At 49.0% G+C, this 24,043-nt stretch carries 19 protein-coding genes and 1 pseudogene; 4 read left to right on the top strand and 16 right to left on the bottom strand.

What is annotated here, in order from left to right:
* Positions 1–22: 22 nt before the first annotated feature.
* From V3U24_09155 to V3U24_09115, 9 genes and pseudogenes are all read right to left on the bottom strand, one after another.
* Positions 23–1,486: an L-fucose/L-arabinose isomerase family protein gene (locus V3U24_09155; protein ID MEE9167606.1), complete on the bottom strand. Its 1,464-nt coding sequence runs from the start codon at positions 1,484–1,486 to the stop codon at positions 23–25.
* Positions 1,483–2,166, bottom strand: a pseudogene (gene araD / locus V3U24_09150) (L-ribulose-5-phosphate 4-epimerase AraD). The gene V3U24_09155 and the pseudogene araD overlap by 4 nt, the downstream one beginning before the upstream one ends.
* Positions 2,167–2,181: 15 nt before the next feature.
* Positions 2,182–3,864 carry a ribulokinase gene (locus V3U24_09145; protein MEE9167605.1) on the bottom strand — a complete coding sequence of 561 codons (1,683 nt, stop codon included), beginning with the start codon at positions 3,862–3,864 and terminating at the stop codon, positions 2,182–2,184.
* A gap of 123 nt (positions 3,865–3,987) precedes the next feature.
* Complete coding sequence (locus V3U24_09140) at positions 3,988–5,742, bottom strand: sodium:solute symporter (GenBank protein MEE9167604.1); 1,755 nt, start codon at positions 5,740–5,742, stop codon at positions 3,988–3,990.
* Between the two features lie 137 nt (positions 5,743–5,879).
* Positions 5,880–7,382: an FGGY family carbohydrate kinase gene (locus V3U24_09135; GenBank protein MEE9167603.1), complete on the bottom strand. Its 1,503-nt coding sequence runs from the start codon at positions 7,380–7,382 to the stop codon at positions 5,880–5,882.
* 230 nt (positions 7,383–7,612) lie between these two features.
* Positions 7,613–8,143 carry a hypothetical protein gene (locus V3U24_09130; GenBank protein ID MEE9167602.1) on the bottom strand — a complete coding sequence of 177 codons (531 nt, stop codon included), beginning with the start codon at positions 8,141–8,143 and terminating at the stop codon, positions 7,613–7,615.
* Positions 8,144–8,502: 359 nt separating this feature from the next.
* Positions 8,503–9,306 (bottom strand): c-type cytochrome, encoded by an 804-nt coding sequence (locus V3U24_09125; GenBank protein MEE9167601.1) that lies wholly within the window; start codon positions 9,304–9,306, stop codon positions 8,503–8,505.
* 26 nt (positions 9,307–9,332) lie between these two features.
* Complete coding sequence (locus V3U24_09120; protein MEE9167600.1) at positions 9,333–10,835, bottom strand: hypothetical protein; 1,503 nt, start codon at positions 10,833–10,835, stop codon at positions 9,333–9,335.
* Between the two features lie 21 nt (positions 10,836–10,856).
* Entirely contained in the window at positions 10,857–11,243 is a 387-nt protein-coding gene (locus tag V3U24_09115; protein MEE9167599.1) for a FixH family protein, read from the bottom strand.
* Between the two features lie 638 nt (positions 11,244–11,881).
* Here V3U24_09115 and V3U24_09110 point away from each other — a divergent pair.
* From V3U24_09110 to folE, 4 genes are all read left to right on the top strand, one after another.
* Positions 11,882–12,706, top strand: a complete 825-nt coding sequence (locus V3U24_09110) for a UbiA family prenyltransferase (GenBank protein MEE9167598.1) — start codon at positions 11,882–11,884, stop codon at positions 12,704–12,706.
* A gap of 415 nt (positions 12,707–13,121) precedes the next feature.
* On the top strand, positions 13,122–13,796 hold the full coding sequence (locus tag V3U24_09105) for a YceI family protein (GenBank protein MEE9167597.1): 675 nt from the start codon (positions 13,122–13,124) through the stop codon (positions 13,794–13,796).
* A gap of 137 nt (positions 13,797–13,933) precedes the next feature.
* Positions 13,934–14,851, top strand: a complete 918-nt coding sequence (locus tag V3U24_09100; protein ID MEE9167596.1) for a hypothetical protein — start codon at positions 13,934–13,936, stop codon at positions 14,849–14,851.
* A 453-nt stretch (positions 14,852–15,304) separates the two neighbouring features.
* On the top strand, positions 15,305–15,892 hold the full coding sequence (folE, locus tag V3U24_09095; protein MEE9167595.1) for a GTP cyclohydrolase I FolE: 588 nt from the start codon (positions 15,305–15,307) through the stop codon (positions 15,890–15,892).
* Positions 15,893–16,176: 284 nt separating this feature from the next.
* Here the strand turns inward: folE and merB are convergent, their stop codons facing one another.
* From merB to V3U24_09060, 7 genes are all read right to left on the bottom strand, one after another.
* A complete protein-coding gene (merB, locus tag V3U24_09090) occupies positions 16,177–16,872 on the bottom strand; it encodes an organomercurial lyase (protein MEE9167594.1) in 696 nt (231 codons plus the stop codon).
* 417 nt (positions 16,873–17,289) lie between these two features.
* Positions 17,290–18,312, bottom strand: a complete 1,023-nt coding sequence (locus V3U24_09085) for a metallophosphoesterase (protein ID MEE9167593.1) — start codon at positions 18,310–18,312, stop codon at positions 17,290–17,292.
* Between the two features lie 964 nt (positions 18,313–19,276).
* On the bottom strand, positions 19,277–19,831 hold the full coding sequence (locus V3U24_09080; protein MEE9167592.1) for a hypothetical protein: 555 nt from the start codon (positions 19,829–19,831) through the stop codon (positions 19,277–19,279).
* Positions 19,832–19,850: 19 nt separating this feature from the next.
* A complete protein-coding gene (locus V3U24_09075; GenBank protein MEE9167591.1) occupies positions 19,851–20,354 on the bottom strand; it encodes a TlpA disulfide reductase family protein in 504 nt (167 codons plus the stop codon).
* Positions 20,355–20,783: 429 nt separating this feature from the next.
* Positions 20,784–21,449 carry a class I SAM-dependent methyltransferase gene (locus V3U24_09070; GenBank protein ID MEE9167590.1) on the bottom strand — a complete coding sequence of 222 codons (666 nt, stop codon included), beginning with the start codon at positions 21,447–21,449 and terminating at the stop codon, positions 20,784–20,786.
* A gap of 66 nt (positions 21,450–21,515) precedes the next feature.
* Entirely contained in the window at positions 21,516–21,818 is a 303-nt protein-coding gene (locus tag V3U24_09065) for a GNAT family N-acetyltransferase (protein ID MEE9167589.1), read from the bottom strand.
* Between the two features lie 118 nt (positions 21,819–21,936).
* A complete protein-coding gene (locus V3U24_09060) occupies positions 21,937–24,024 on the bottom strand; it encodes a TonB-dependent receptor (GenBank protein MEE9167588.1) in 2,088 nt (695 codons plus the stop codon).
* Positions 24,025–24,043: the final 19 nt, after the last annotated feature.

Raw genomic sequence — 24,043 nt, 5'->3', positions numbered from 1 at the left:
TATTGAGGAGGTAATCCCCCATTCAATCCTCGCCGTGATTATAGACGTCCCAACCTAAATACGTCGTAAAAGCTTCCTGAAGGGCAGCGCTGCACCGGGAATGATTAATCGCCACATGATGCTCAAAGCCATGCTGGCAGATATACTTAAGCAATCCCTGAAGATTGGGAATATGGGCAACTCCGAACCCGCCGAACGTATTTAGCGGATCGTCGGTGAGTTCTCCCTGTCCGATGTAAGTTGATATCTTCCCGGAGAAGTCGTCAGTGGATACCCGGCAGAAAGTGAATGGCCCCGGCCTAACTCTTCCAACGATGGTGCCAAACGTATTCTCCTTCCCCACGTCGCGTGCGATAATCTCCTGGTAATCCATGACGGGCAAGTCCTTCAAGGTACAGTGACGGCAGGTGGCGAGGGTAGCCTTATCAAGAAATGTATCCTTAGGCAAATTCGAGCAGTGGAAGATGACGCATTTATCCGGATCATCGCCGTAATTGTTATTCCAGTCCACAATTGCGCTGGGCTTCCCGGACGCCAGTACCATGGCGTACATACCGATTGTTCCGCCGATGTCTGTCTCACATGCGCTCGGCATCAGGCCATTACTCATCATGCTCATTAACGTACAGGGAACCACTCCGTAATACTCTTCCATGGACGTCCAGCACTGAACAGCACTGGCGACCAATTCCTTCTCCTTCATCCATTCCTCTACGACCGCACCGAACTTGGCCATTTTGTCGATGGCCACAGTTGGAATCCCCTTGGTGGAGACGTAGGCCTGGATCTGTTCTACCTTCGCTTTTACTATCGCGTCATTGTTCCTCAGACGCTCTGCGGCTCCGAAAACCTCCGAGAGATCAAGCGTCTCGATACTAATGCCAGCCCTCTCAAAGAGCTTCTCACTGTACCGAACAGTATTAAAGGCGGCAGGACGGGCTCCTACAACGCCAATACGCGCATTCTTGAGTCCTCTCACAACTCGGCAAGTGCCTACGAAATTGTCAAGATCAGTTTGAAAACCTTCACTTTCGGGACTGATGGTGTGAAGGGTAGTCAAGCTGAACCTGATTCCATACTGATTGAGATTGTTGGCTGCCGACATCTTACCGCAAAACGAATCGCGGCGATCAGCGATGGTCATCTTCTCAGCTGTATCGGGAAAAGCATGTAGAAGTACCGGCACACCCAATTCCGCCCAGCGTAGAGTATTGGCGATAGCCCGTTCGTCTCCGAAGTTGGGTAGAGTAACCAGGATCCCATCGATCTCATCCCGGTGTTGCTTGAACAAGTCAGCGCACTTGTGGGCATCTTCGAGCGACTCAACACTCCCATTATTGGTGTCCTTGAGGCTTAGCACAACAGTACGAATACCCTCCTTCTTCAATACAGTCAAGACCGTCTCGCGACCAGTCTCGCATAAATGATCCGGGAAGAATCCACGATTACCAACAATGACTCCGAGTGTCACTTCTTTTGATTTCATTCTTCATTCTCCTGTCCGTAATAGGCATCCTTACCATGTTTTCGCAAAAAGTGCTTATCTTGGAGCGACGGAGGGATGTGTCCCTGTCCGGGATTAAGCATAAGTGTTCCGTAAGCCATCTTGGCAACCTGCTCAAGGATGACCGCATGCTCTACCGCATTGGCTGCACTACGTCCCCATGTAAAGGGACCATGGTTGGCCACGAGCACAGCTGGCTGACGTAGAGCGTCAAGGTCCCGAAATCTGCGTATGATCGCTTTGCCCGTATTAAGTTCGTAATTCGAAGCAATCTCGATCTCATTCAGGTCCTCCGTCATCGGTATGGGACCAGGAAAATGATCTGCATGAGTAGTGCCTAAACAGGGTATCTCACGGCAAGCCTGAGCCCAGATCGTGGCATAGGTGGAGTGGGTATGGCACACACCACCGATACCCTCGAACTCCCGATAAAGCTCAAGATGAGTTGGGGTATCGGATGAGGGCCGTAAGTCCCCCTCCACGACCTTGCCCTCAAGATCAACAAGTACAATCCTATCTGCAGTGAGATGTTCATAGGCCACGCCACTTGGTTTAATAGCTACCACCCCATTCTTCCGATCAATGCCACTCACGTTTCCCCAAGTATGGATCACCAGTCCTTGCCTATCCAGCTCTAGATTGGCCACACAGACTTCTGTTTTAAATCGTCATACATGCTACGCAGTCACCCTTTCCTTGATAGTCAACAGGTCCTTCATCACATTCGAGAGGTCACAGGGAGTATCTCTCAAACCGAATGCATCATGGAGCTGCATATATAACCTGAAGATCTCTTGATATATCTTGTGATTTTCCGGGATAGGTTTGTAGGTAGTATCTTTGACGTTGCACATGGCAGACTGAGCTTCTTCAAAATCATCAAAGCCGCCCATCTCCTTGCCGGCAGCAACGGCGGCTGCAAGGGCCGATCCCATGGCACAGGTCTGTGCCGATAGGGAGATTTTCATTTCCCTTCCGGTAACATCAGCGTAGATCTGCAGGAGCATCTCATTTTTCTCGGAAACACCACCGCAATTGATGACCTCTTTGACGGTCAGACCATATTTCTCGAAACGCTCGATGATCGCAAGGGCACCGAAGGCTGTGGCTTCCACCAGGGCTCTATATATCTCTTCCGGTTTAGTATGAAGTGTCTGCCCCAGAAGCAATCCGGTTAGTCGCTGATCCACCAGGATGGTTCGGTTGCCATTATTCCAATCCAACGCCAGAAGTCCCGATTGGCCGGGCTTGAGCTGAGCAGCTTCGCGGGTCAACGCTTCATGGGAACCTTGCTCCTTGCCACCCGGTTGGACATAATTCACAAACCAGTTGAAAATATCACCAACAGCCGACTGCCCAGCTTCAAGTCCCCAATATCCAGGCAAAACGGATCCGTCCACGATGCCGCAAATTCCTGGGATATCCTGATCGAGCTCCGACGATACCAGGACGTCACAGGTGCTTGTGCCAATGATCTTGACCAGAGTTCCCTCCTTCACGCCAGCACCTATAGCCCCCAGGTGAGCATCGAACGCACCGACAGCAACAGGAATTCCCACTTTAAGTCCAAGTTTCCCGGCCCACTCACCGGTGAGATATCCAGCTGGCACATCCACCGTATAGCTGTCAGCGTACAACCGATCCCGAAGCGGACCGAGTCTGGGATCCAGCTTGGTGAGAAACTCTTTTGCCGGCAGACCGCCCCAATCGACATTGAACATGGCCTTATGCCCGGCGGCACAGCGGCTGCGCTTGATCTTATCCGGGTCGAGATTACCCGTCAATTCGGCTGGAATGTAATCGCAGATTTCTACCCAGGAATACGCTGCATCGAACACATCAGGATCCACTCGGAGGCAATGGAGAATCTTGCTGAAAAACCACTCGGAGGAGTAGATACCACCGCATTTGGTCAGGTACTCCGGGTGTTCCCTGGCTGCCAGTTCGGTGGTTTCTGCGGCTTCGGCGTAGCCGGTGTGGTCCTTCCACAACCAGGCATGAGCATTGGGATTATCCTTGAACTCCTCAAGCAAAGCCAGGGGTACGCCGCTTTTATCGACAGGCAACGGTGTGGAACCGGTGGTATCCGTGCCAATACCGATTATATCATGGGGTGTAAAGGAGGAATGCTGCTGCTTAGCCTGAACGAGAGCCTTTCTGGTGGTGACCTCCATTCCAATCAGATAGTCAGCCGGATTCTGCCGGGCCATATTATGATCTGTGGAATCCGTGATAACACCAGAATCCCCGGTCTCAAAGACATGCGTCGCGGTACCCAATTCCTCTCCGGTATCCACATCTACAATCAAACAACGCACCGAATTGGTCCCAAAATCAAAGCCGATAGTAGACGCCGTTATGTTGCTCTCCTTTTGACCAACATCATCAGTAAGATGGATAGTCCAGTGTAATCCATTCGTTCCGCAACCACGTTCCAGCTCCACCCATTCCTTACCAATAATCGCTGGTTCAAATTATCAAACCTAGCCTGTAAAATACAGGTAGGCAGCAACAATGAGAATCAGTACCAGAGCTGACGCAACCACATCTCGTGTGGACCAGCTGGCCCGAGAAGACTGTCGATCTTCATCTGTTGTTGTACCGTATGTGAGCCCGTTGATCTTCTCGTATGAAGGCACTTCAGTCAGCTTACTGACAACGATCATTACTCCCACACAGACTACAAAAATAACCAGACTGTAATACTGGAAGAAGATATTATTGATCACCCAGAGGAATGAGCCCTCCGAGTAAGCAAATCCGCGGATCAGTTTGACCGGGGTATCCACAGCCAGTCGGAATAGGCCCATCGCGAAACCTGTAACGAGCGCGGCCAGGCAACCCTTGGCGTTCAGCCGCTTACTGAATATACCGAGGAAGAATACCACAAAGATGGGTGGTGCCAGATACGCCTGAACGCCCTGCAAATAATCGTATAGCCCTCTTCCTCCCCGGATAACCGGAATCCAAGCCAAACCAATAAGAACCATAACGGTGGTGGCAACTCTACCCACCCAAACCAGCTGGTGTTGACCTACATCGGGTCGCAGTCGTGAGTAGAAATCCATGGTGAACAACGTGGAGGAAGCGTTGAAAACACCGGCGAGCGAGCTCATCAAGGCAGCCAGTAGTCCAGCTACTACAATACCCCGAAGGCCAACAGGTAGAACATGTGCCACCAGCAAGGGGAAGGCTTTCTGGGCATTGTCCCTAAGAAGCTGGCCATCAGATCCGAATAATTGATCCTGCAGAGCCTGCACCTGCCCGCTTTTCGCCAAAGCAAATGCGATCATGCCTGGAATAATGAAAATGAATACCGGGAGGAGCTTCAGGAAGGCGGCAGCTATGGTACCTCGACGGGCTTCAGTTTCATTGGGTGCCCCCAAGACCCGCTGCACGATATACTGATCTGTGGTCCAGTACCATAGCCCGATGATGGGGGCGCAAAACAGCATCCCGGGCCAGGGGTAATTATCATTGAAGTACCAGGCCATGCGGCCTGCTTCCCTTACCGGTTCCCAAGTGCTTTCTACCCCTGCCGGTACCAGTGGCTTCCAGAGATTGAACATCTCCGATCCGGCAATGGCACGTAGCTCACTCCAACCGCCCAGGGCCTGTAATCCAAAGAACGTCACTAATATTGATCCAATGATCAGGACAATCGTTTGTAACGCTTCGGTATAGGCCACCGCCCGCAAACCGCCCAGAACAGCATAGATGCCCGTTGAAACGATCACCAGGATGGAGCCGATCCAGAAGCTATCCAGACCCATGAAGCTCATTTCCGGGAGCAAGACGCTGAAGACGATGCCGCCAGCAAAGATGCCGACTGCGATTTTGGTTAGGATGTACGCTACCAGGGAGATCACCGAGAGAACCGTACGGGCGGCCGATGAGAAACGTTTTTCCAGAAACTCGGGCATAGTAAACACCTTCGACCGCGAGTAGAATGGGACCATGACCCATCCGAGCACGAGGAGACACCAGGCATGCAGTTCATAGTGTGCCATGGCCACCCCGTCAGTGGCACCCGTACCAGCCAGCCCGACCAGATGTTCGGAACCAATGTTGGAGGCGAAAATGGACGCTCCCACGATAAACCAACTCAGATGGCGACCGGCCAGAAAATAATCCGTAGACGTATCCTGCCGTTGTTTGATGGTCCACGAGGCAATGCCGATCAGAACGAGAAAATATGCCCCTATGACTAACCAATCGACTGTGGTAATTGTATTCATCTGATGATCCTTCCTGACAAGAATTAACGAATTATTTCTGCGAAGCAGTCAAGAGAGATGTAACTCCTTTCAGCAGTCGCATATTCATATCGTCTCTATGATCTGTTATCATAGTAATGTCGACGTACATGATACCCCTAGATCGAAGGGAGAAAATGTTTGAGCACCTGATACCATTTCGAGTACGCTTCTTGATAGGTCTCCTGCAATTCTCGGATCGGCTCATGAACCTCGATGGGATTGAATCCCGAGAAGGCATCAGTTGGGTCTTTAAAGATCCCTGCGCCAATCCCCGCACCTCTGGCAGCACCCTCCGCACCATCGGTATCATAAAGCTCCAGAACCGCTCCGGTCACATTTGCGAATATCTCCGCATATAATGGACTAAGGAACATCCCTGATCGGGTGGCCCTTACCGTGGAAATCTCCAGACCCATTTCACGCATAATTCCAACACCATAGTTCAGCGCAAAAGCGATACCTTCTTGTGCCGCCCGGAGGATATGCCCTTGGGTATGTGTGTTGAGCTGCAGGTTATGGATCGATGCTCCGATATCCCGGTTATTCAGGGTCCTTTCTGCCCCATTACCATAGGGCAGGATGATCAGGTCTTCCGAACCGATAGGAATATCCGCTGCCAGGCGATTCATTGTCTTATAGGACAGCTCTGATCCTCCTCCCCCTTCAAGCATGCCCTTCAGCCAACTATTCAGGCTCCCGGTCCCATTGACGCAGAGCAAGACACCATAACTGGGATTATCCTGATCGTGATTGACATGGATGAATGTGTTGACCCGGGACTGCTGATCATAGCTCGCACTCTGGCTCACTCCGTAGACAACCCCGGACGTTCCGGCTGAGGCTGCCAATTCACCTGGCTTCAGGACATTTACCGAGAGCGCATTATTGGGCTGATCACCGGCACGATAAGATAGGGGAATGCCGGGCTTGAGACCCAGTTCGGCAGCAGGACCTCTGGTTAATTTACCCTGTATGGAAAAGCTGGGGTATACTTCTGGCACCAGGTCGCTGGGAATTCCGTATTGATCAAGGATAGGTTGCGCCAATCCTTTCTCAACATAGTCCCATAAAATACCTTCGGATAATCCCGATTCCGTAGTCGAGGAGAATCCGGTCAACTTCATCGCTATATAATCACCAGGCAGCATGAACCGGTCAATTTCCGAAAAGAGCTCCGGTTCATTGTCTTTCACCCATTTCAGCTTAGATGCGGTGAAGTTGCCCGGGGAGTTCAGGAAATGGCTCAGACAGTACTCAGGTCCCAATACACGAAAAGCCTCTTCCCCAATATCAACGGCGCGGCTATCACACCAGATGATTGAGGGCCGAAGTGCTTGATGATCCTTATCAACCACTACAAGGCCATGCATCTGATAGCTGATGCCAATGGCAGCGATATCCTGCATTGTCTCGCCAAGTTTGCCGGACATCTCGGCTGTGGCCAGTTTTACATGTTCCCACCATGTTTCAGGTTCCTGTTCTGCCCAACCTCGCTTCGGAGCAGAGATATCCAGCTCCGTGTCCGGTGAACTGGCACGGGTCGCCAGCTGGCCGCTCTCAGCATCAATAACGGCCGCCTTAATGGATGAGCTGCCGATATCGTAACCTAATAGATACATCTTATGTACCTATGACAAGTAAGCGTTGACGATATTTCCCGGCAACTGACCTGAGGTCAATTCAGAAAACCCTGGAATGGAATGGGGGTGTCAAATGAACATAGAGCACACCCTTAGGGAAGGAAGAAAGGCTCTCTTAATTTCAAGTCCAAACTGTCCCAATTGCTTTGAGGATGTACATACAAAGACTGCGGACCCTCACGTCACGTTCAGCGATTTGTTATGCAGCTCTATTTAATTCTTGTGAAAGTGTTTCTAACATATTCCGAATATTCTTTTCCTGGTGCTGCTAAATAAAATATTTCAACAAATTGATCATTGCCTATGATTTGATAAACTTCTTTTGCTCTCCACCCTACTCCAAAATTCTCGATTGCCTCGCTTTCGAATTCATAAACCGCATTTGATGCCTTAAGAGAATCTAAAGCGTAAGTGTTCGTTATATCTTCGGCATGAAATTGCCGCAATACGTACTTCCTTCTAATCTTATCATAACTGAATATATCCCAATTGTCATGAATTTCACCCCGGGGATTTCTTTCTTGTTTTTCATAGATTGACTCATTCTTGCCAACTATGAATGTTCCCCCCATCAGATATTCATATTCACGTGTCACATTCGAATCGCCAAATTTGCCAACTCCTTTGCCTTCCCATTTTCCTATCAAGAATTTGAACGGGCCCCATTTTTCAGTATGTACACTGTTCTGTGATAATGCCACGGATCCCAAAAGTATTAGGAATAGCATTATTCTTTTCATTTCAACTCTTCTAAAGCTGTATGACTACTTGCTATCCAGTATTTCCCCCGTGACCGGCGGTCATTGTTGGACCAGCTTTTAAGTTAGGGCCTGGCGATTTGTATTCCGTACAAGATTCTTCTGCACAATGACGGATAATCTCTACAGAACAGATCAAATTGGCTGATTCTCATGGTTTCTCTGTCAAATTGGTAGAATGTAGCGGAGTAAGAGGAAAATAATGAGAACCTGGGGATTTCCCGGTTTACGGATGGATTAGCTGGTGATCTGCTTCCCCGGAACTGGTCCAAAGAATCGGGCGGGCTGGTTCAAGAGCTTTGAGATGATCGGTTGTGAACGATTGACCCGGAATCAAGCGCTTACCGGTCTTCGCCGGAAAGAAAACTAACATATCGTGCCAGATGCCACAGGTCCTCTTGGCTGCCCTCAAAAGCCTCCAGGTATGATGGCATTGGAGTGCCGTCAACACCGGTCACGAGAGTCTGATAGATTTCACTTGGGGAATGCCCCCGGCCGTAATTATCGCCCTCCGTTAAATCCCGAGGAACACTGGGATCGCCAAAACTGTCTTGTAGGAATTTGGCGGATGGACCATCCCCTTTGCCTCCGTATCCGTGGCATGCCCAGCATCCAAAATCCATGAAAACCTCTTTGCCGCGTTGGATACTTTCTTGGGTGGCGGGAGGAGGCGTGCCAATAGGGATGGTTTCAATATCACCCTCGCCATCGAACACGTCCGAGAAGGTCTTTATGTAGTGAACCAGTTGCCATCTTTTCGTCTCTGCAAGGGATGACCAACCAACCATTGAGGTGCCGTGAATCCCCCTGGTAACAGATTGCATCAGGTCCCAATCTGTCGGGATTTTTCCACTGGCGGTACTGCGGAACTTATAGATGCCCGAGGCAAGGTCTCTGGGTCTAACGTCAAGAAACGCAGATACAGGTCCATTTCCATCACCGTTCAAGCCATGACAGTAGGCGCAACTTTGTTCATAAACGACTTTCCCGGCTGCTATCTCCCCCGGCGTTGGAGATACGATCGTCCTTGCCTGGCCACCCTGACCCACCAGGATGCCCCCCGGGGCTAGAAGTATCACAGCGGTAATTAGAACGAAAGACCCAGGTATGCGTAACCTAATTGGAATGGATTTCATGTATGTCATTCTATTCCCCCGGAAGTTTTGAGCCCCTAAAATGCGACGACAACCATTGCCATCGCCCAGATGGCATCGACATCAACAACACGACCGGCTCTCCCTAATCCTACTTCAAACATTTCGTCAATCTTGGGATATCCAAGCTTGTTGTCCTGTGCACCACCTTCCAAAACCAGGAAAACATTCGGGAGAAAATAGTATCGCAGTGCCAACGTATACATCTTGATTTGATGCTCATCCCCCGTCTTTCCGATTAGCATATCGTTGTTCACAGGATCCGCAAGTTCGATCTGCTTACTCACACTGATCAGATCCACTCTCCCCACGATCATCAATTTGCTCAAGAAGGATCTGTATGAAACAAGTGTCCGCAGGGGAACGTCTGCCTCAATGAAACCGCCATCAAATTGAAATGGCTGCATTCCCGCAAGATCTGCATCGGTGTCATCGTCGTAGCCTCGAATCCATTGTCCGAAGAGGTTTGGTCCCGACTTGGATTGCCAGCTGAAGTCCAGCCCAACACGATAGAAGAAATCATCGTGCTCCTTCAGATTCGAGCCGCCGAGAATATTCTGCCATCCACGATAAGCCAGGATGCCTACCCTCAACCTCTCCCGCCAGTTAACAGCTAATCTTCCGTAGAAATCTTTTGCTGGATTGGTATCAATCAAGCTGTTTGTCCCATTTACGGCTGCAATTTCGTATTCGACGCCAAGTCGCATGGATCCGAGCCAGCCGTTAACTGACACACCGAGCTGACGACTGGCGAGGCTGAAGCCACCTTTTACCGGACTTAGACTGTACGCAAGGTACGGGGAGGAGTGACCGGTTAACTTTCTCAATGAATTGAATGGCGTCTCCAAGTGAAAGAAACCCATTCTCACATTTAGATTGCCAACGTTCTCTCCCCAGATGTTCGCCAGATTGTTGTAGGTGAAAAAGAGCTGGTGGAATATTACGCTGACCTCTGTTCCAATGGCTGCAACATCGTCTCCGTCCGTTGCCGCGGACGCCTTCTTGCCCAATTTGGAATAATTATCGCTGACTCCGAGCGGGTGAGCATGTTCTTCGGGTTCTTCACCTTCCGTTCCTACTGACGGTTCCAGCTCTATTTCAAGAAAAGCGAGGTAAGATAGATGAGGACCAACCGTTCCCCCGGAAAAGAACTCAAACGCCGCTCGGAACGTATTGATGGATAGCTCTTCCCCAGCGGGGATTCCATTGGGAGTCGTCATCTCCATATTGTTCTTGACGTTTCGCAGCATGTACATGGGGTGTGGCATCCCCGATAGAGGGAGCAGTTCCTGCTGCCAAACTGGAGTCGTCTCAATTGTGCCGGGAAGTTGAAAACTGTTCATCCGGAACTTCTCACCGAAAGGATTGAGTTTAGGAACACCAACATGGCAGGCATTACAAGCCACGCTGTATTTCTTGGCGAACTGCGGGATTGCAGACACTGTGTTTGAGATGGCTGCGACGATAACCACGGACAAAAAAACAACCGCGGTTTTAATTGAGCGATCTACCGTATTCATCTTATTTTACTCCCTCCCTGGTTACGGGGACTGTACGGTCATATCAAAATGCTGCTCTTCCGATTCAGTATCATGAATGAAGTTGAAGTGCACTTCATAATCACCCGCTTCAGTAAACACATAGGTACCTGAATAGTGACCCGGTTCGTCATCTTCCTCCGTTAGTGGAATCTCTTCGTGTTCGCCTGTGCCTGCTTTCTCGATCTCGCATTCCGGGGAGTCCACGCTCACATGTTCACCGTCTTCTTCAGCCTCGAAGAGCAGTGAAACGGATGTGTTCACTACTGCGGGATCCGGTGCATGTGAGAAAAAGACTTCAATCTCGTGTTCGTGCGCCTCAGTACCTTTCTTGCCGCATGACACTAAGAGACCCACGAAAACAAGACCGATAGCTCCAAGCCTTGCCAAGCTTATTCTCCTAGATTTCATCTGATTCCTCTTTTGTTTGCGGTTGTGGTTTCGAAGTTTGATCTCTCGTTTCTGACGAGTTGCATTAGGAGTGATTGTTACATGTTTGGAGAGATCCAAGGTGCGAAAACTAAGGAGAACGACGCCTTCAAGTGGCACTGTTACGCGTTGCTCTTCTCCCTCTTCTTGCCTCGCATCTACGTAGGTTTTCTCAAATTGGGAATAGACTCGTCACAACGTCCCGATTTAGAGAAATGATTACATGCTGTCCCTTTTTTCTAGTTGAAATGAGATCTGCGTTTTCCAAAACCCGGTAGTGATGTGACGCAGCTCAATTCGCCCTTTTGGCAGAGGAGTTGAATAATCCTGTAGCGTATGGGATCTCCAAGGGCCTTAAAGATCTTCACTGCTTGTTTTTCAAATTCGTCCATAATTGGCGATTGGCTAAATAGTTTTATGATTATTTAAATATAACGAGACAACCTTGGGATTACAACGTCTTGATGTCCTGTTATCTAAAAATGAGGGATGGAATTGGTCTCGTCACCTGAATACTCTTTGAATGAATCTCCTATCAACTTATTTTGTTTCGCAAGAACACCGACTGCGATCTTAACTCATCATCTCTGCCAGAAAGAATGAAGATTCTTCTACCGTATCTCAGGTTGATGCATCCCTTTACTTCGCTGGCTGTGGCGATTGTGACTGTCATCATCGCAATATCATCCAATCCTCCGTTCGATCTCCATCGTCTATTCCTTATTGGGTCTGTCATGCTTACGGTTCAGTTTTCCATTGGGGTCAGTAACGATGTGCTTGATCAACGCTACGACTCAAAGGCAAAACCGTGGAAACCGATACCCTCCAAAAAAGTCGGCAAAAGGACCGCCCTCATAATTTTCGCCAGTCTCGTCATCTGCTCATTTGCTTCATGTTCAATTCTTGGTTGGGTACCACTGGGAATTATGCTTTTCGGACTCTGCTGCGGCATGGCATATAACCTCGGTCTAAAGAGGACACTTTTTTCGTGGTTGCCACTCTCTCTGGCGGTTCCCACAATACTAGTGTGGGTAGGAGCCATTAATGAAAACACACCCAATGCATTGTATTGGTCGTATCCTCTAGGTTTGTTGCTCGGGCCCGCGTTGAATCTGGCAAATCAACTGGCAGGCGCAGAGGAAGCTGCGCACAGTGGAGAGCGCTCCCTCATGCATTTTCTCGGCGTGGTAAGCGGGCGTCGCGTTGCAGTCGGCTTATTCGTCCTTGTCAGCGCATTTATGCCCACTGTCGTTTGGATTAACGACCTTCAAGTGAAAGTTGCTACAGTCGGATCTGTCGCAACGTCCTTGTTCATAGTAGTGTTTGCTGTGCTCGCAGAGTTTGATCATCGGCTTGTGTTATGGCCTCTCGCGATCCTAATAGCATCAGTCCAAGGAGTCTTCTTTCTTTCGGCTATTCAATGAGGGGGAGAAATATGAAAGGGGGTGTCATGAGGGAGCTAAGATGTGTGAAGCGTGGTTGTACCACAGCGACCAGGTGATCGCTGGCGCAACTTGTCTCCCAAAACGCTGGAATCCCCCTGGTCCTCGTGCCGAACCGGGTCAGAAGATATTATCGAAATGACCCGCACCTTCCGAAATCAGTTTTTGTTCAAGGCGGGCCGTTCGCACTCCCCTTATTTGTACGGTTCGACAAAGTGGATAAGATTTAGCTCCTCACGGTGAAGCCTCATCCAGGTAATTGCATCTAGGTAAGAAGCCAATGGACTGCCTAAATTATCTGGGAATCTCAGGAACATAAAAAGAGTGCCGGCTTCAGCATGCTGCGTGTAAGAAAGATCCCGATTATAGATCATCACCAAGAAGAAGTATTAGGAAGATGAGGATCCAACGGCTAAAGATGGGGCTGGCGGTACCCTTGATAATCCTTGAGATTTCCATGCCCGAGATGAGTGTAGCTCAACTGGATGAAACTGAAAATGTGAGCAGTGCCCAAGTGGATCTCTCCCAAAGGGCGACGTTTCGGCTGATTCCTGAGGAGAGCGAAATTCACTTTGCGGTGGTAGTCCCTATCCTGCCGGACTTCTCGGGTCAAGCTGAACGATTCGAAGGGACGATTAGCGGGGTTCCGTCCAACCTGGAAAAGGACACTTTTGCCGAGGTAGTTATCGAGGTGGCCAGTATGGAGACTGGCCTCAGACCGCGGGATCGAGATATGCACCGGGCATTGGAGGCAGAAACCTATCCTAGAATCCGCTTTTCCATGGTGCCAGGGAAGCTGGAGCACCTCGGAAAACGCCCGATTGTCATTATGCTCGAGACCGTGTACATATCGAAGGTGATCGGAACGTTGGAGATCCGTGGCGTGGAGCGCGAGATCAATATGGAAGTGGAATGGGAGGTGAGCGGAGATTACATCCGCGTCTCTGGGGAGACTTCCCTATTGCTAAGCGAATATGCGATAGAGCGGCCCCGAGCACCCTTCCTTCCAATCCGCGTGGACGATGAGATTCAAGTTGGCTTTTCAGTTAGGGGCAGATTAACGAAAGATTAAGGTGAAAAACCGTATGGCTCCTTTCCAGTTCTCCATTTGAGTTGAAACATGAATCCTGGACAGTCTCATGGGCGATTCATACTATCCGATGATGGAGTGGGAGGTTGCCAAGTTTTTCTATCTTAGGAGTACATCAAATGAAAAGATTGGCTTTTGGGTTCCTTTTGTCCGTAATCATTCTGTTTCATGCTTCTACTATTAAAGCGCAATCTGCAATACCTCGGGCCGAGCTCATAACACGTATGACAAATGCTTATCCAGCCCTTTCACCAAGTGGCTTAAGAATGGCTTATATGTCAAATGCAGATGGCGATTTTGATATATATGTATTGCATCTGAGTGAGCGAGTATTAATCAAGTTAACAGATGCTGCAGACAGGGATGGCACACCGGTTTGGTCCCCGGACGGTTCAAGAATCGCTTTTCAATCTTTTAGAGAAGGTCATTCTCAGATTTACATCATGGGTGCCGATGGCCGCAATCAGGTAAATATTTCAAACAGTGAGAGTCATGACGAGCATCCATTTTGGTCCGCTGACGGTAAACGTATTTTGTTTTGTTCTGACCGAACAAGAACAAAGGGCAAAGAAGATAATAACATAGACATCTTCGAAATGAATGCAGACGGCAGTCATGTACGTCAGATAACAAAGACTCCGGAAGTGGAGACGTATGCCTCTTGGTCACCCGACGGGAAAAAGATAGTTTGTCGAAAAATCCTCAAGAATGGAGACTGGGAAATTGTGGTTATGAACAGTGATGGATCAAATCCTGAAAACATCTCGAATCAGGATGGGATAGACGGTTGGCCGGTGTGGTCTCCGGATGGTAAGAGCATTGCTTATGCATCGGAATATGGAGACCATACAAGAATCTTTGCGGTGAACGCCGACGGTACAAACAAAACGCGTATTTCCGATGATGCACCCTTAGATGACAGACAACCCTGGTGGCATCCTGATGGTTCTTTACTTTTGTTTTCGCGTTATCAGTGGTTTCAAGGACAACCTTGGTATGAGGCTTCGGAAATCTACATTGCAAGCATTAAAGATTAATTCTGTATTGACCTGTAGTCCAAAAGTTGTACCAACGTTAAGTTCGGGGAGCAGGTCAAACCTCTCCAATCCGTTTTCCATGTATGAATCGTCCGAACAATGACTGATAATGTCTACAGAACGCACCAAATTGGTCGAGATTCATGATTTCTTCGGAAATACGGTGAAGGATGAAAGAGGAAGGGAAGGGGTGAGAATCCTACGATTACATGGTTTCTCATGGATTCAATCGGGAGGCCAGGGAGGAATTATCATAAAGATGTAGTGGAAGGCTATTTCCCGGAAAGACATTCAGAATCATTGATGGACACGGGGCATTAAGGATGCCAAACTTTCCCAATAATCCAAGGAGAGCTACTACGCGGCTTCCGGGGAAAGATCACAATGTTATTAAGAGTTGATTGCCAACCTGCAGATATGTAAGATTTTCGAAATCTTTGATGGGGAAATAAGATGAAGAAGAACAGGACAATTGATACGGCCGTCATTGCTGAGCATTTTGAGGCAATTCTTGAACAAGGGCTTGGGTTGGATATGAGTGATCCCAACTTCACAGACACCCCTTCCAGAATTGCTCAGAGTTACAAGGAGATATTCGGTGGACTAGCTCATACGAAGGAAGACATAGAGGAACTTTTCACAAAATGTTTTCCAACTGAATATAAGGGCATAGTTTTCGAGAAAAACATTGTTGTGTTTTCTATGTGTCCACATCACTTCTTGCCTGTGAGATATGAAGTTGCTGTTGGCTATGTTCCCACTGATTGTGGGATTGGTCTCAGTAAGCTGGTGAGGATTATTGAATCGCTGGCAAAGAGACCGGAATTACAAGAAACATTTACCGAGGAGATTGTTGAGTTAATGGAAAAGCATATGCATACCAAGGGCGCTATTTGCCTGATTAGAGGCGAGCACTACTGCATGCAAATGAGAGGAGTAAAACAGAAAGATGTTGTCTCGACAACAAGCGCGGCAAGAGGCGTTTTTCTGACAGAATCAGAATTAGAGCTAAAATTCTACAACTTGATAGGGAGTACTTAGATTGACACGTCTATTTCGGAGGATGGGGAGAGTAAGAATTCCATTTAAACTTCAGAGTGACAGAAAAGAGCCGCTCTGAAACGCGAACTGCTGACTTATCTCCACAGATTCTACTCATTTACGCGCCCGTTGTAGCAGTCCGGTCTCGCTTATTGTGCAGTGTGGCCAAGTAAGCAAGGAGATGTCCCACCCAGCACGCCATCAGGCTGCAGCCTCATGCTTCCCGGTGGCTTCCATGTCCTACCAAGCACGTACCTTGGCAACGCCGAATTGGTGAAATCAAGCTAAACCTCAAGAGGTTTTAGCAGTTCCCGGTACTGGAGTCGGTTTTTCCGTAATCCGATATCGTTCGCTTCCTCAGGGGATAGGATCAACATCTCGTCTTTCTTCTCGCTCTTCGATATCCACTCTCTAGCCGAGTCTGAGGAACTGAAAAAGTGCAGGTAGTGGCAGAAACTGGTCACTACATCTGCGCGTATTTCCTCAACGTTGGGCGGCATCATAAACGAAATCACGGTGCTTTCCGGGTCAACTTCCGCAATGCCGTTCTCCGGTGTCACTGTGAGGCGGATAGGACGTCCGGTTGCCGCATCCTTAGACGTAACCACGGCTGTCCGCTGGATGATTTGCGGTATGAAGAGACTGTCCCATGCGCACCACGCATACAACGTGTGACCATTCACGTTGAATCGGTGGTCGCCGAATTGAGACAATGCTAATCCCCAATATCCGATAATCGAACCCGTCTTGTCGTAAAACACGCCCGGCCACGACTTAATAACGGGCTCCACCTCAGAATCCGGCATGTCCAGGGTAGCAGCAACCTTCCCAATAGAGACAGGCTTGCTTTCGGTCAGAAGCCGGTATATCTGGGCAGAGATCATGCGTTCTTTGTCATTCAGGCTGAGAAACTCATTCGGAAATGCACCCAGAAAATCGGTGATCATTTTCTCGGTGACCCCTGTTCTTATATCTGTCATCTTGATCTTACACCTTTCACTTCAACACTTATTTGTTTGTTATTTGAGTATACATTCAAATACACAAACCGCTAAACAGTATTTTTGTTCCCAGGCAATTCAGGCATAACTCGTTACAGGTCTTCTCCGAATAAAGACCCACGACTATCGGGCAACATTCGAGATGACCTTGGCCAGTCCCTTTATTTGGACCACCTTTCCAGTCAGGGCCAGGCGACGAGCTCCCAAAAGTTGTATCAAAGTCCTATTCGCAGACAGGCCAAACCAGGCGGGACAGTCGACAACGCTGTCACGATTTGGCCTCCGCGAAACGTGCTGAAAATGTGCCCGGGATACCTTTTCCGTCGGAAAGACGTCCCGCTCATCGAGACCCCACTTTACCGTCGAGGATAGGTAGTGTTCTTATTTAGGATGGAATTAGTGTCGCTTGTTCAAATGCTCTGGCATTTTCAAACTGACTACCACGAAGGTGTCGACAATTACGCCTTCGATATCTTTGAAATAGAAAGTCGCCATGTTGGGGGCACCCTCAAAATTAAACGTTCCGAAAAGAGCCCCACAGTTGGCCCTTTGATCCGACGTGTAGATACTGGCCCACCATTCGCCAGAAAGCTCTTGATCACGAATGCTTTTGCCGCCCAGACCTGAAACAAAAACAAAAGTTTTGCCCTCGTCTTCTTCCGTATCAGGCAGGTCTCCTGTGATGAAAAGAGTATCTGAAGTACTGGCAATCGTCTGATTCTCACAACTGCTCAACAGATGGGTTCTACTATAGGAATGTTCATGACCTGTTGCTATAATGGCTCCGCCTTTTCTTGATTCCTCGTACACTCCCCATCCCGTCTCATCAGTTTTCCCGCCGACTTGCATTAGTCGCATGTTCTTATGCCAGCTACTGACACTCCAGATCGAATTATCTTCCTCAAGTTTATTTCGTATATACTCTCCATGTCCCGAGCCAAGGACCGCAGGTGCAGTAAGAACAAAGAAAACTCCCTGGTAACGAAACGCGGATTTCACTCCCAGCTCCCCGTCCCAGCTGATGTCCAATCGATTCATTCGAGCTCCCAGGTAATCTTGGTAGCCTCCCTCTCCGTAAAATTTCTTCTTGTCGTGGTTTCCCACGACGGCAAAATACGGGAAGTCTTCTCCCAGGATAGCGTTAATCTGGGCATCCCAGCCGGCCGGGTCATCTTTATAGTCGAAATCGCCTAAATGGATGACAGCGTCAGCCCCTTCAGAGTTAATAAGATTCAAAACAGCTACGGCATTTTTGCCCAACCCCTGATCGCCAATGAATGCGATCTTGAAATTCACGGGTGTCTCGCTGGAACCCTGCCCAGGAAGTCCGGCGAAGCTCCCACTGACAATTACTATTGCCAGGTAAAGCCTCCTGTTGCGAGGCCGGTTCAAGAACTTGCTCCGAAGATCATTTTTCATGAAGAATTCTGGTAGTAACAGGAATGCCAAAAAATAATTTATGAAGAAAATCTGTCATAGTAAAACTTAACGAGGCAATAAGAACCTTCCGGAATGTGAAGGCTGTTGGAGGGGAAAGAAATCCGCTGAGTAGCACAAATATGGATACGCTTTATGGATATGAGTTTCGTGAAGACGTTATTTCTCATCGTACATCTCAATCCGGCAATGGATTTTTCCGAAGGATGCCTTGCATAGTCCGTCGCCATAGAAAACCGATGGATCAGTTGTTATGAAAACGGGCCATAAACGTGCGGAGGGTCCTTTTTCCGTCTGAATAACGCCGGCCCGTCGAGCCGGAAGTTGCAGGCTCTCCTCCAGACAGTCGGACAGAAATTTGGTGTCAGGCGCCAATTCTCATGTGTTACTGACAAACTGCCATCCGGAGTGGTCCCAATCATCCACCAGAATGGTCGAGATTCATGGTTTCTCTGCCAGATTGGTAGAAGATGGGAGTGACAAGAAAATGGTGAGAAATTGGGGATTTCTTGGTTTCTGTATGAATTAGGCGGAGGAAGTGAGCTGCCTAATCCTAACATTGGTACAACTTTTTGGGGTGCAGGTCAGGTTCTCGGAGTCTATCGTACCCAATACGGCCTTGGTATTCACATTATGACGTTTCTGTACACAAGATTCATCATTCCTTCAGGTCCTCCCAGAAATCCCGGATGGGAACCTGTTGAATGTCCCTGTAGTCGGGATACTCGTTCAGCCACTGGTTTACGTGGTCTTCTGACCAGAAGAGATTATCCACCGTTCACCCGCCCCCTTCCTGGATCCATACGGTTTCCGGGTCAAGGGAAGTGATCTTTCCCCCCTCAACCTCAAGGGCAATCTTTAAATGACAATGGGCACAGGAATCTTCAATTCTTATCGTTTTCCCACCATAACCCTCCCTGCTGACCAGCAGGAGAAAATCGATTGCTCACCATACACCGAAGGGTTTTTCACCCTCCAGATAAACAGTGTGAAAATTATGCCGCAGAGGACCTCCCCACCGATGGAAGCCCTCGGCTAAGCGGTAGCCCAGCTTTTCGTCTCCGGATACCTGTAAGAGTCCCGCCTTGCTCATGAAATCGAGACGGCCTTTCAGCCTCTCTTCGCTCGTTGCCAAAGCCCTGGCAGCTTCATTCAAGCCCGGAATTTGTTCTTCGAACTCATAGGTATTGATCAAGAACTTGGCGATCAACTTTTCCTCATCCGTCAGGATGTAGTTGTTCGCCCCCCAGAACCGTAGATTCTTTATCAGGCCGGGATGATCCCTGAAGTATTGACCCACTTTAATTCTCAGTTCATCATCTGACTGAATCCCGAGGTTCTCCATGGCCAAGGCAATGGTGGTGGATCGAAATCTCTTTTTCCAATCACTTTTCAGGTATGTGACAATCCGTTTCCCGTCCTCCGGTAAGTCCTTGAAATCCACATCCTGGGAAGGACCCGGCGACAGTGACACCGTCATGCCTAATAAGAAAAATCCCATGATACTCATCTTCGGCTCCTTACTTTTCAAGTAGTTCACGAATGTGGGCCTGGACCCGCTCGTGGAAGTCTTTGGACTGCCCCACATATTTTCTTGCCAGGTGTCCGTCCCGGCCAAACAGGAAGTAGGTGGGAACGCCAATGACTCCGAACGTCTCAATAAGATCTTCATCCCCTATCACGACCGTGTAGTCGAGGCCATGTTTGTCCACCACTTTTTCCACATCTTCGATGGTTCCCGAGTAGACGGCGATCCCCAGGACTTGAAACCCCTGGTCCTTATAGTCAGCATTGACCTGTTTGAGAACGGGAAACGCCTTGACGCAGGGGGTACACCAGCTCGCCCAAAAGTCTGCCAGCACAACCTTGCCCCGTAAAGCCGTTCCCCGAAAGGCCTTTCCCTTTAGATCCGTTGCTTCCACGTTGTCAACGCTCAGATCTTCCTGGCCCCGCGGTATGGTTAGGGCACCGGCGGTAGATAAGAGCAGTGTCGTGGATGTGATCCAGACTGGAATCTTAAGCATCTTCTCTCCAGGCTGTCAGTTTAGCCCCCAGGGGCCATAAGATTCAACCAAAATGACGACGGGGAAAGTCCACACGCTATCTCATGAGGACGGGCTTTCGGGTCTTCCGGAATATCACTCTTTCTCTGCTGACATCAGACGCCGGCATTCGACAGACGTAGATTCCGCTCGCCGGCGGCAGTCCGTTTGTGTTCTGTTTCCTGAAGAGCTGACCTGCACCCCAAAGGTTTTACCAATGGTTAAGTTGGGGCGGTTACCAAGCAGAAAGCGGAGATTCACTGGCAAAGAAAACGTGCCTTTTGTTGACGACTACCATAAGCTGTTTGCGCTGTTAATATGGAAAAATAAGGACAATGACTGCAGAGACTATCATTGTACGAAGAGTCAGTCGATTCACTGCCCGAATTAATCGCTGAAGAATCGTAATCATTACTTTCCTGCTCTCTTATAACTCACTGAAACTCCTGCTTGACTCGAGTCAATAATCGTCGTCTCCAAATTGGGCAAGCTCTTCAGATAATCGAGGAATTCCCTGATACCGCTCCACCTCGAATTCAATACATTGTGAGCGGTGAAACAGCCACCCTCCTCAAGTTTTGGCAATAGTGCAACTAAGTAGTTTTTATACCAGTCCTTATCTGCATCGCTGAAAACGAAGTCGAAAGGACCTTCGAGTTCGGGCACGAGTATGTGAGCATCGGCAAGCCTTGCATCGATGTAGTCAGAAAGCCCAGCCTGTTCGAAATTCCTCAACGCCTTTCTGTAACGATTCTTATCTATCTCAATCGTGATAAGCTTGCCGCCTGTTTTACTGAGGGCCCAGGCGATCCATATCGCTGAATGTCCCGTGGAAGTGCCTATCTCAAGAGCCTTTTGATAATTATTCTTAACGATAAGATCGTACAATACTTTTCCGTCAGATTCCGGAACATTCAAATCTCTCCAGGTATCTCTGTGACTTTCAAGGAATTCTCTGACTCTTTCATCAAGAAGTGGATTGTCGTCAACTTTCTGAGAAGATACAGGACCAGCAAAAAAAATCATGGCCAGATATAGAAAAATATACAGGAAACCTGAGATGGCTTTTCCCTTCATTGTACTCATTCCTAACGCTTTATGCTCCCCTACTATTGGCAGCAATCGGTTAAATGACTCACCCGGTTACGTCTGAGAATCGATCTGATTCAACTGAACCAGATCCTGGTACTTACTGAACCTGGGTAAGAATTCGTGCTTTATGAAGGGACAGGTAGGTATCACCTGGCAGCCGTTCTCCCTGGCATATTCGAACGCGGTGATGAGTATCCTTCCCGCAGCGCCTTGGCCTCTGTAAGCCACTGGTGTATAAACGTACAAGAAATCGAGAACAGTGTCCTTCCTGGTGTACGATAAGTATGCTTCCTCTGATCCCAGCTTCAAGAAGAAGCGTTGACCTTCCGGATCGTGTTGAACCCCGGTTTCCAATTTACCCTTTCACATTCAGTTTCTTCAATACCTTACTAATAACCCCATGACGCGAGATTGTTCCGGTGTCATATCATTTGGATGAATTTCCGGGTCGGACCAGGAGGAACTGCGCCTTTCACTTGAACTCAAGAGATAGCCGGACATACGTCGCGCGCCCTGGCTCGGGGTAATCGTAAACAGACTGTTGGTTCTCCCGGTTTTCTATATTTCGCATACCCAAGTCCACGACCGTCTGAACCCCAAGGAGCTGCGGTCCCCGGATTCTGAAAGCGGCGTCAATCCGCTGATAGGAATCCAGAAAACCACCCTCACGGTAGCTGAATCGGCGCCGTCCAAGGTAGCGATAGCTTAGATTCACTGAGAATGGCTTGATCTCCCAAGAAATCTCTCCCCATCGGAATATAGGGGGAACGTATAACAGACGTTTATTATGATCCCCCCCCTTCGAAAGAACCCGACTCCTATTCCATTCCATTCCCAGTTCAACTGTGACCGGGACGCCTTTGGGACGGATGTTGAGGGTTGCTGAACCACCAAAGGACTCGGCCTTAGAGAGGTTTTGGGGAGTGTATACCCAATTCTCGTCCGGTATCCACTGGATCAAGTTTTCGTTGAAGAAATGGTATCCCCTTATTTTCACCCTCAGAAGATTTGAGAGCCCCAGTTTGAAGTCAGCGGCAATTTCCGCTGACCTCCCCCTCTCGGGTTTCAGCTCCGTATTCCCTGAGGAGTACCCCCACGGATCCTCCCAATACAGATCATTGAAAGTGGGCTTTCGATAACTGGTTCCTCCGTTTATTGATACGGAGTTGATAAATGGGGAGTTTGGAGACCAGTGCAGTGCCAGGCTGCCCGTAGTTACAGGATTTGATTCACCCTGATTCCAGTCTGCACGAACGCTTGGATAAAGGTGCAAGGAATGGCGCCAGCGAAGTTGCCCGAGAAATCCCAGTGCGCCTGTGAATTTCTCATGTTTACCTGCGTCATCGCTATCCACCTTGTCCTTTACCGCTTCCAGGATGACTGTATTCTGGATGGATCCTGTTTCAGGGAACCGTTGAATGACCCGTAACCTCTGGGTGTTGACCAGGTGTTTGGAATCAACGAATATGCCGGGATCCGTGAAGTGTTCGCGAGATTCTGTAGCTCCGAGAGTGACTTCAGATTGTCCCAGTGGAGAAAGTCCCCGTACCGACGCGATGTAGATATTGTCGATGTTGTCTTTGCGTGCGTCCGGCGATGGAAAGGTAATTGAACCGGCTATTCCCCGATTGATGGCGCTCGTCAGCGCGAACAAAGAAGCATTCCACAGGCGGGCCACGGGATAGAAAACTCTGCCTCCAAAGGCTTCCTGGGCAAAGTCGTTATTTTCTCGGAAATCCCCTGCATTTTCGTATTTATTTCCATAGAGGGACATCCGGCCGGCACCAATCCTGGTCAGGACCTTTCCGGTGACTCCTCTTTCCCCAAACCGCCCTGATCTGACTCGAACGTATGACGGTTCGTGACGCTCAGTCATCAGATTGAGGACTCCCCCCATAGCGTTTGAACCATAGAGAGATGAACCGTGACCCAAGTAGAATTCCCCTTGCGAGAATAGGTCAGCTGGAAGAAAACTGAGATCGACAACGCCGTTTTGCGGGGAATTCAGGGGAACGTTGTCCACCATCACCAGTATGTGTTCGGCATAACCCGTCGCGGAACCCGCCGTTTTCAGTCCCGCCGATCCTCCGTAGTCCCTTATCTGGACGCCCATGCGATCCAGCCTCTCGGCTACGCTGTTTCCCCAGTTAGGGGACTTGTCGATCTGAACCGACCTGTGACTGACCGGAAGCTTGAGATTCTCCCTGGCGTACAAATTCCCTTCCACAATGACCGGATCGAAGTGGTAGGTTTTGGGTTCAAGAATGATTTCCAGCGGTCGCTCGTGGTAGCTTTTGACCACTATTCTCTCGGATTCAAAAGCGGAGTGCTGAATGACGAGTACGCTTTCATCATCTTCGTATTCCAGCATGAATCGACCGTCCCTGTCTGTCGTGGTTCCAAACTCGTGATCGGGGGAATATACTTCCACGTACGGTATGGGACTGCCATCGGGATCCGTCACTTGACCCACAATGAAGAAATCAGAGGCGTGAACGGCCCTGGCAGGAAACCATAGAACGAACAGAATTAAGAGGAAAATGTTTGGGTAGGTTTTCATGATTCTCTCCTTCTCCCTC

The organism is Candidatus Neomarinimicrobiota bacterium (assembly GCA_036476315.1).
In the GTDB taxonomy this organism is placed as follows: domain Bacteria; phylum Fidelibacterota; class Marinisomatia; order Marinisomatales; family S15-B10; genus JAZGBI01.
Note: the sequence above shows the minus strand (reverse complement) of the source record. Positions and strands in the feature narration are given on the sequence as shown.

Excerpts from the sequence above, each read along its gene's own strand:
- V3U24_09140 (MEE9167604.1), bottom strand. The coding sequence starts at position 5,742 with ATGAATACAATTACCACAGTCGATTGGTTAGTCATAGGGGCATATTTT.
- folE (MEE9167595.1), top strand. The coding sequence starts at position 15,305 with ATGAAGAAGAACAGGACAATTGATACGGCCGTCATTGCTGAGCATTTT.
- V3U24_09155 (MEE9167606.1), bottom strand. The coding sequence starts at position 1,486 with ATGAAATCAAAAGAAGTGACACTCGGAGTCATTGTTGGTAATCGTGGA.
- merB (MEE9167594.1), bottom strand. The coding sequence starts at position 16,872 with ATGACAGATATAAGAACAGGGGTCACCGAGAAAATGATCACCGATTTT.
- V3U24_09080 (MEE9167592.1), bottom strand. The coding sequence starts at position 19,831 with ATGGGATTTTTCTTATTAGGCATGACGGTGTCACTGTCGCCGGGTCCT.
- V3U24_09110 (MEE9167598.1), top strand. The coding sequence starts at position 11,882 with ATGAAGATTCTTCTACCGTATCTCAGGTTGATGCATCCCTTTACTTCG.
- V3U24_09120 (MEE9167600.1), bottom strand. The coding sequence starts at position 10,835 with ATGAATACGGTAGATCGCTCAATTAAAACCGCGGTTGTTTTTTTGTCC.
- V3U24_09075 (MEE9167591.1), bottom strand. The coding sequence starts at position 20,354 with ATGCTTAAGATTCCAGTCTGGATCACATCCACGACACTGCTCTTATCT.
- V3U24_09100 (MEE9167596.1), top strand. The coding sequence starts at position 13,934 with ATGAAAAGATTGGCTTTTGGGTTCCTTTTGTCCGTAATCATTCTGTTT.
- V3U24_09135 (MEE9167603.1), bottom strand. The coding sequence starts at position 7,382 with ATGTATCTATTAGGTTACGATATCGGCAGCTCATCCATTAAGGCGGCC.
- V3U24_09130 (MEE9167602.1), bottom strand. The coding sequence starts at position 8,143 with ATGAAAAGAATAATGCTATTCCTAATACTTTTGGGATCCGTGGCATTA.
- V3U24_09070 (MEE9167590.1), bottom strand. The coding sequence starts at position 21,449 with ATGAAGGGAAAAGCCATCTCAGGTTTCCTGTATATTTTTCTATATCTG.
- V3U24_09105 (MEE9167597.1), top strand. The coding sequence starts at position 13,122 with ATGAGGATCCAACGGCTAAAGATGGGGCTGGCGGTACCCTTGATAATC.
- V3U24_09085 (MEE9167593.1), bottom strand. The coding sequence starts at position 18,312 with ATGAAAAATGATCTTCGGAGCAAGTTCTTGAACCGGCCTCGCAACAGG.
- V3U24_09060 (MEE9167588.1), bottom strand. The coding sequence starts at position 24,024 with ATGAAAACCTACCCAAACATTTTCCTCTTAATTCTGTTCGTTCTATGG.
- V3U24_09125 (MEE9167601.1), bottom strand. The coding sequence starts at position 9,306 with ATGACATACATGAAATCCATTCCAATTAGGTTACGCATACCTGGGTCT.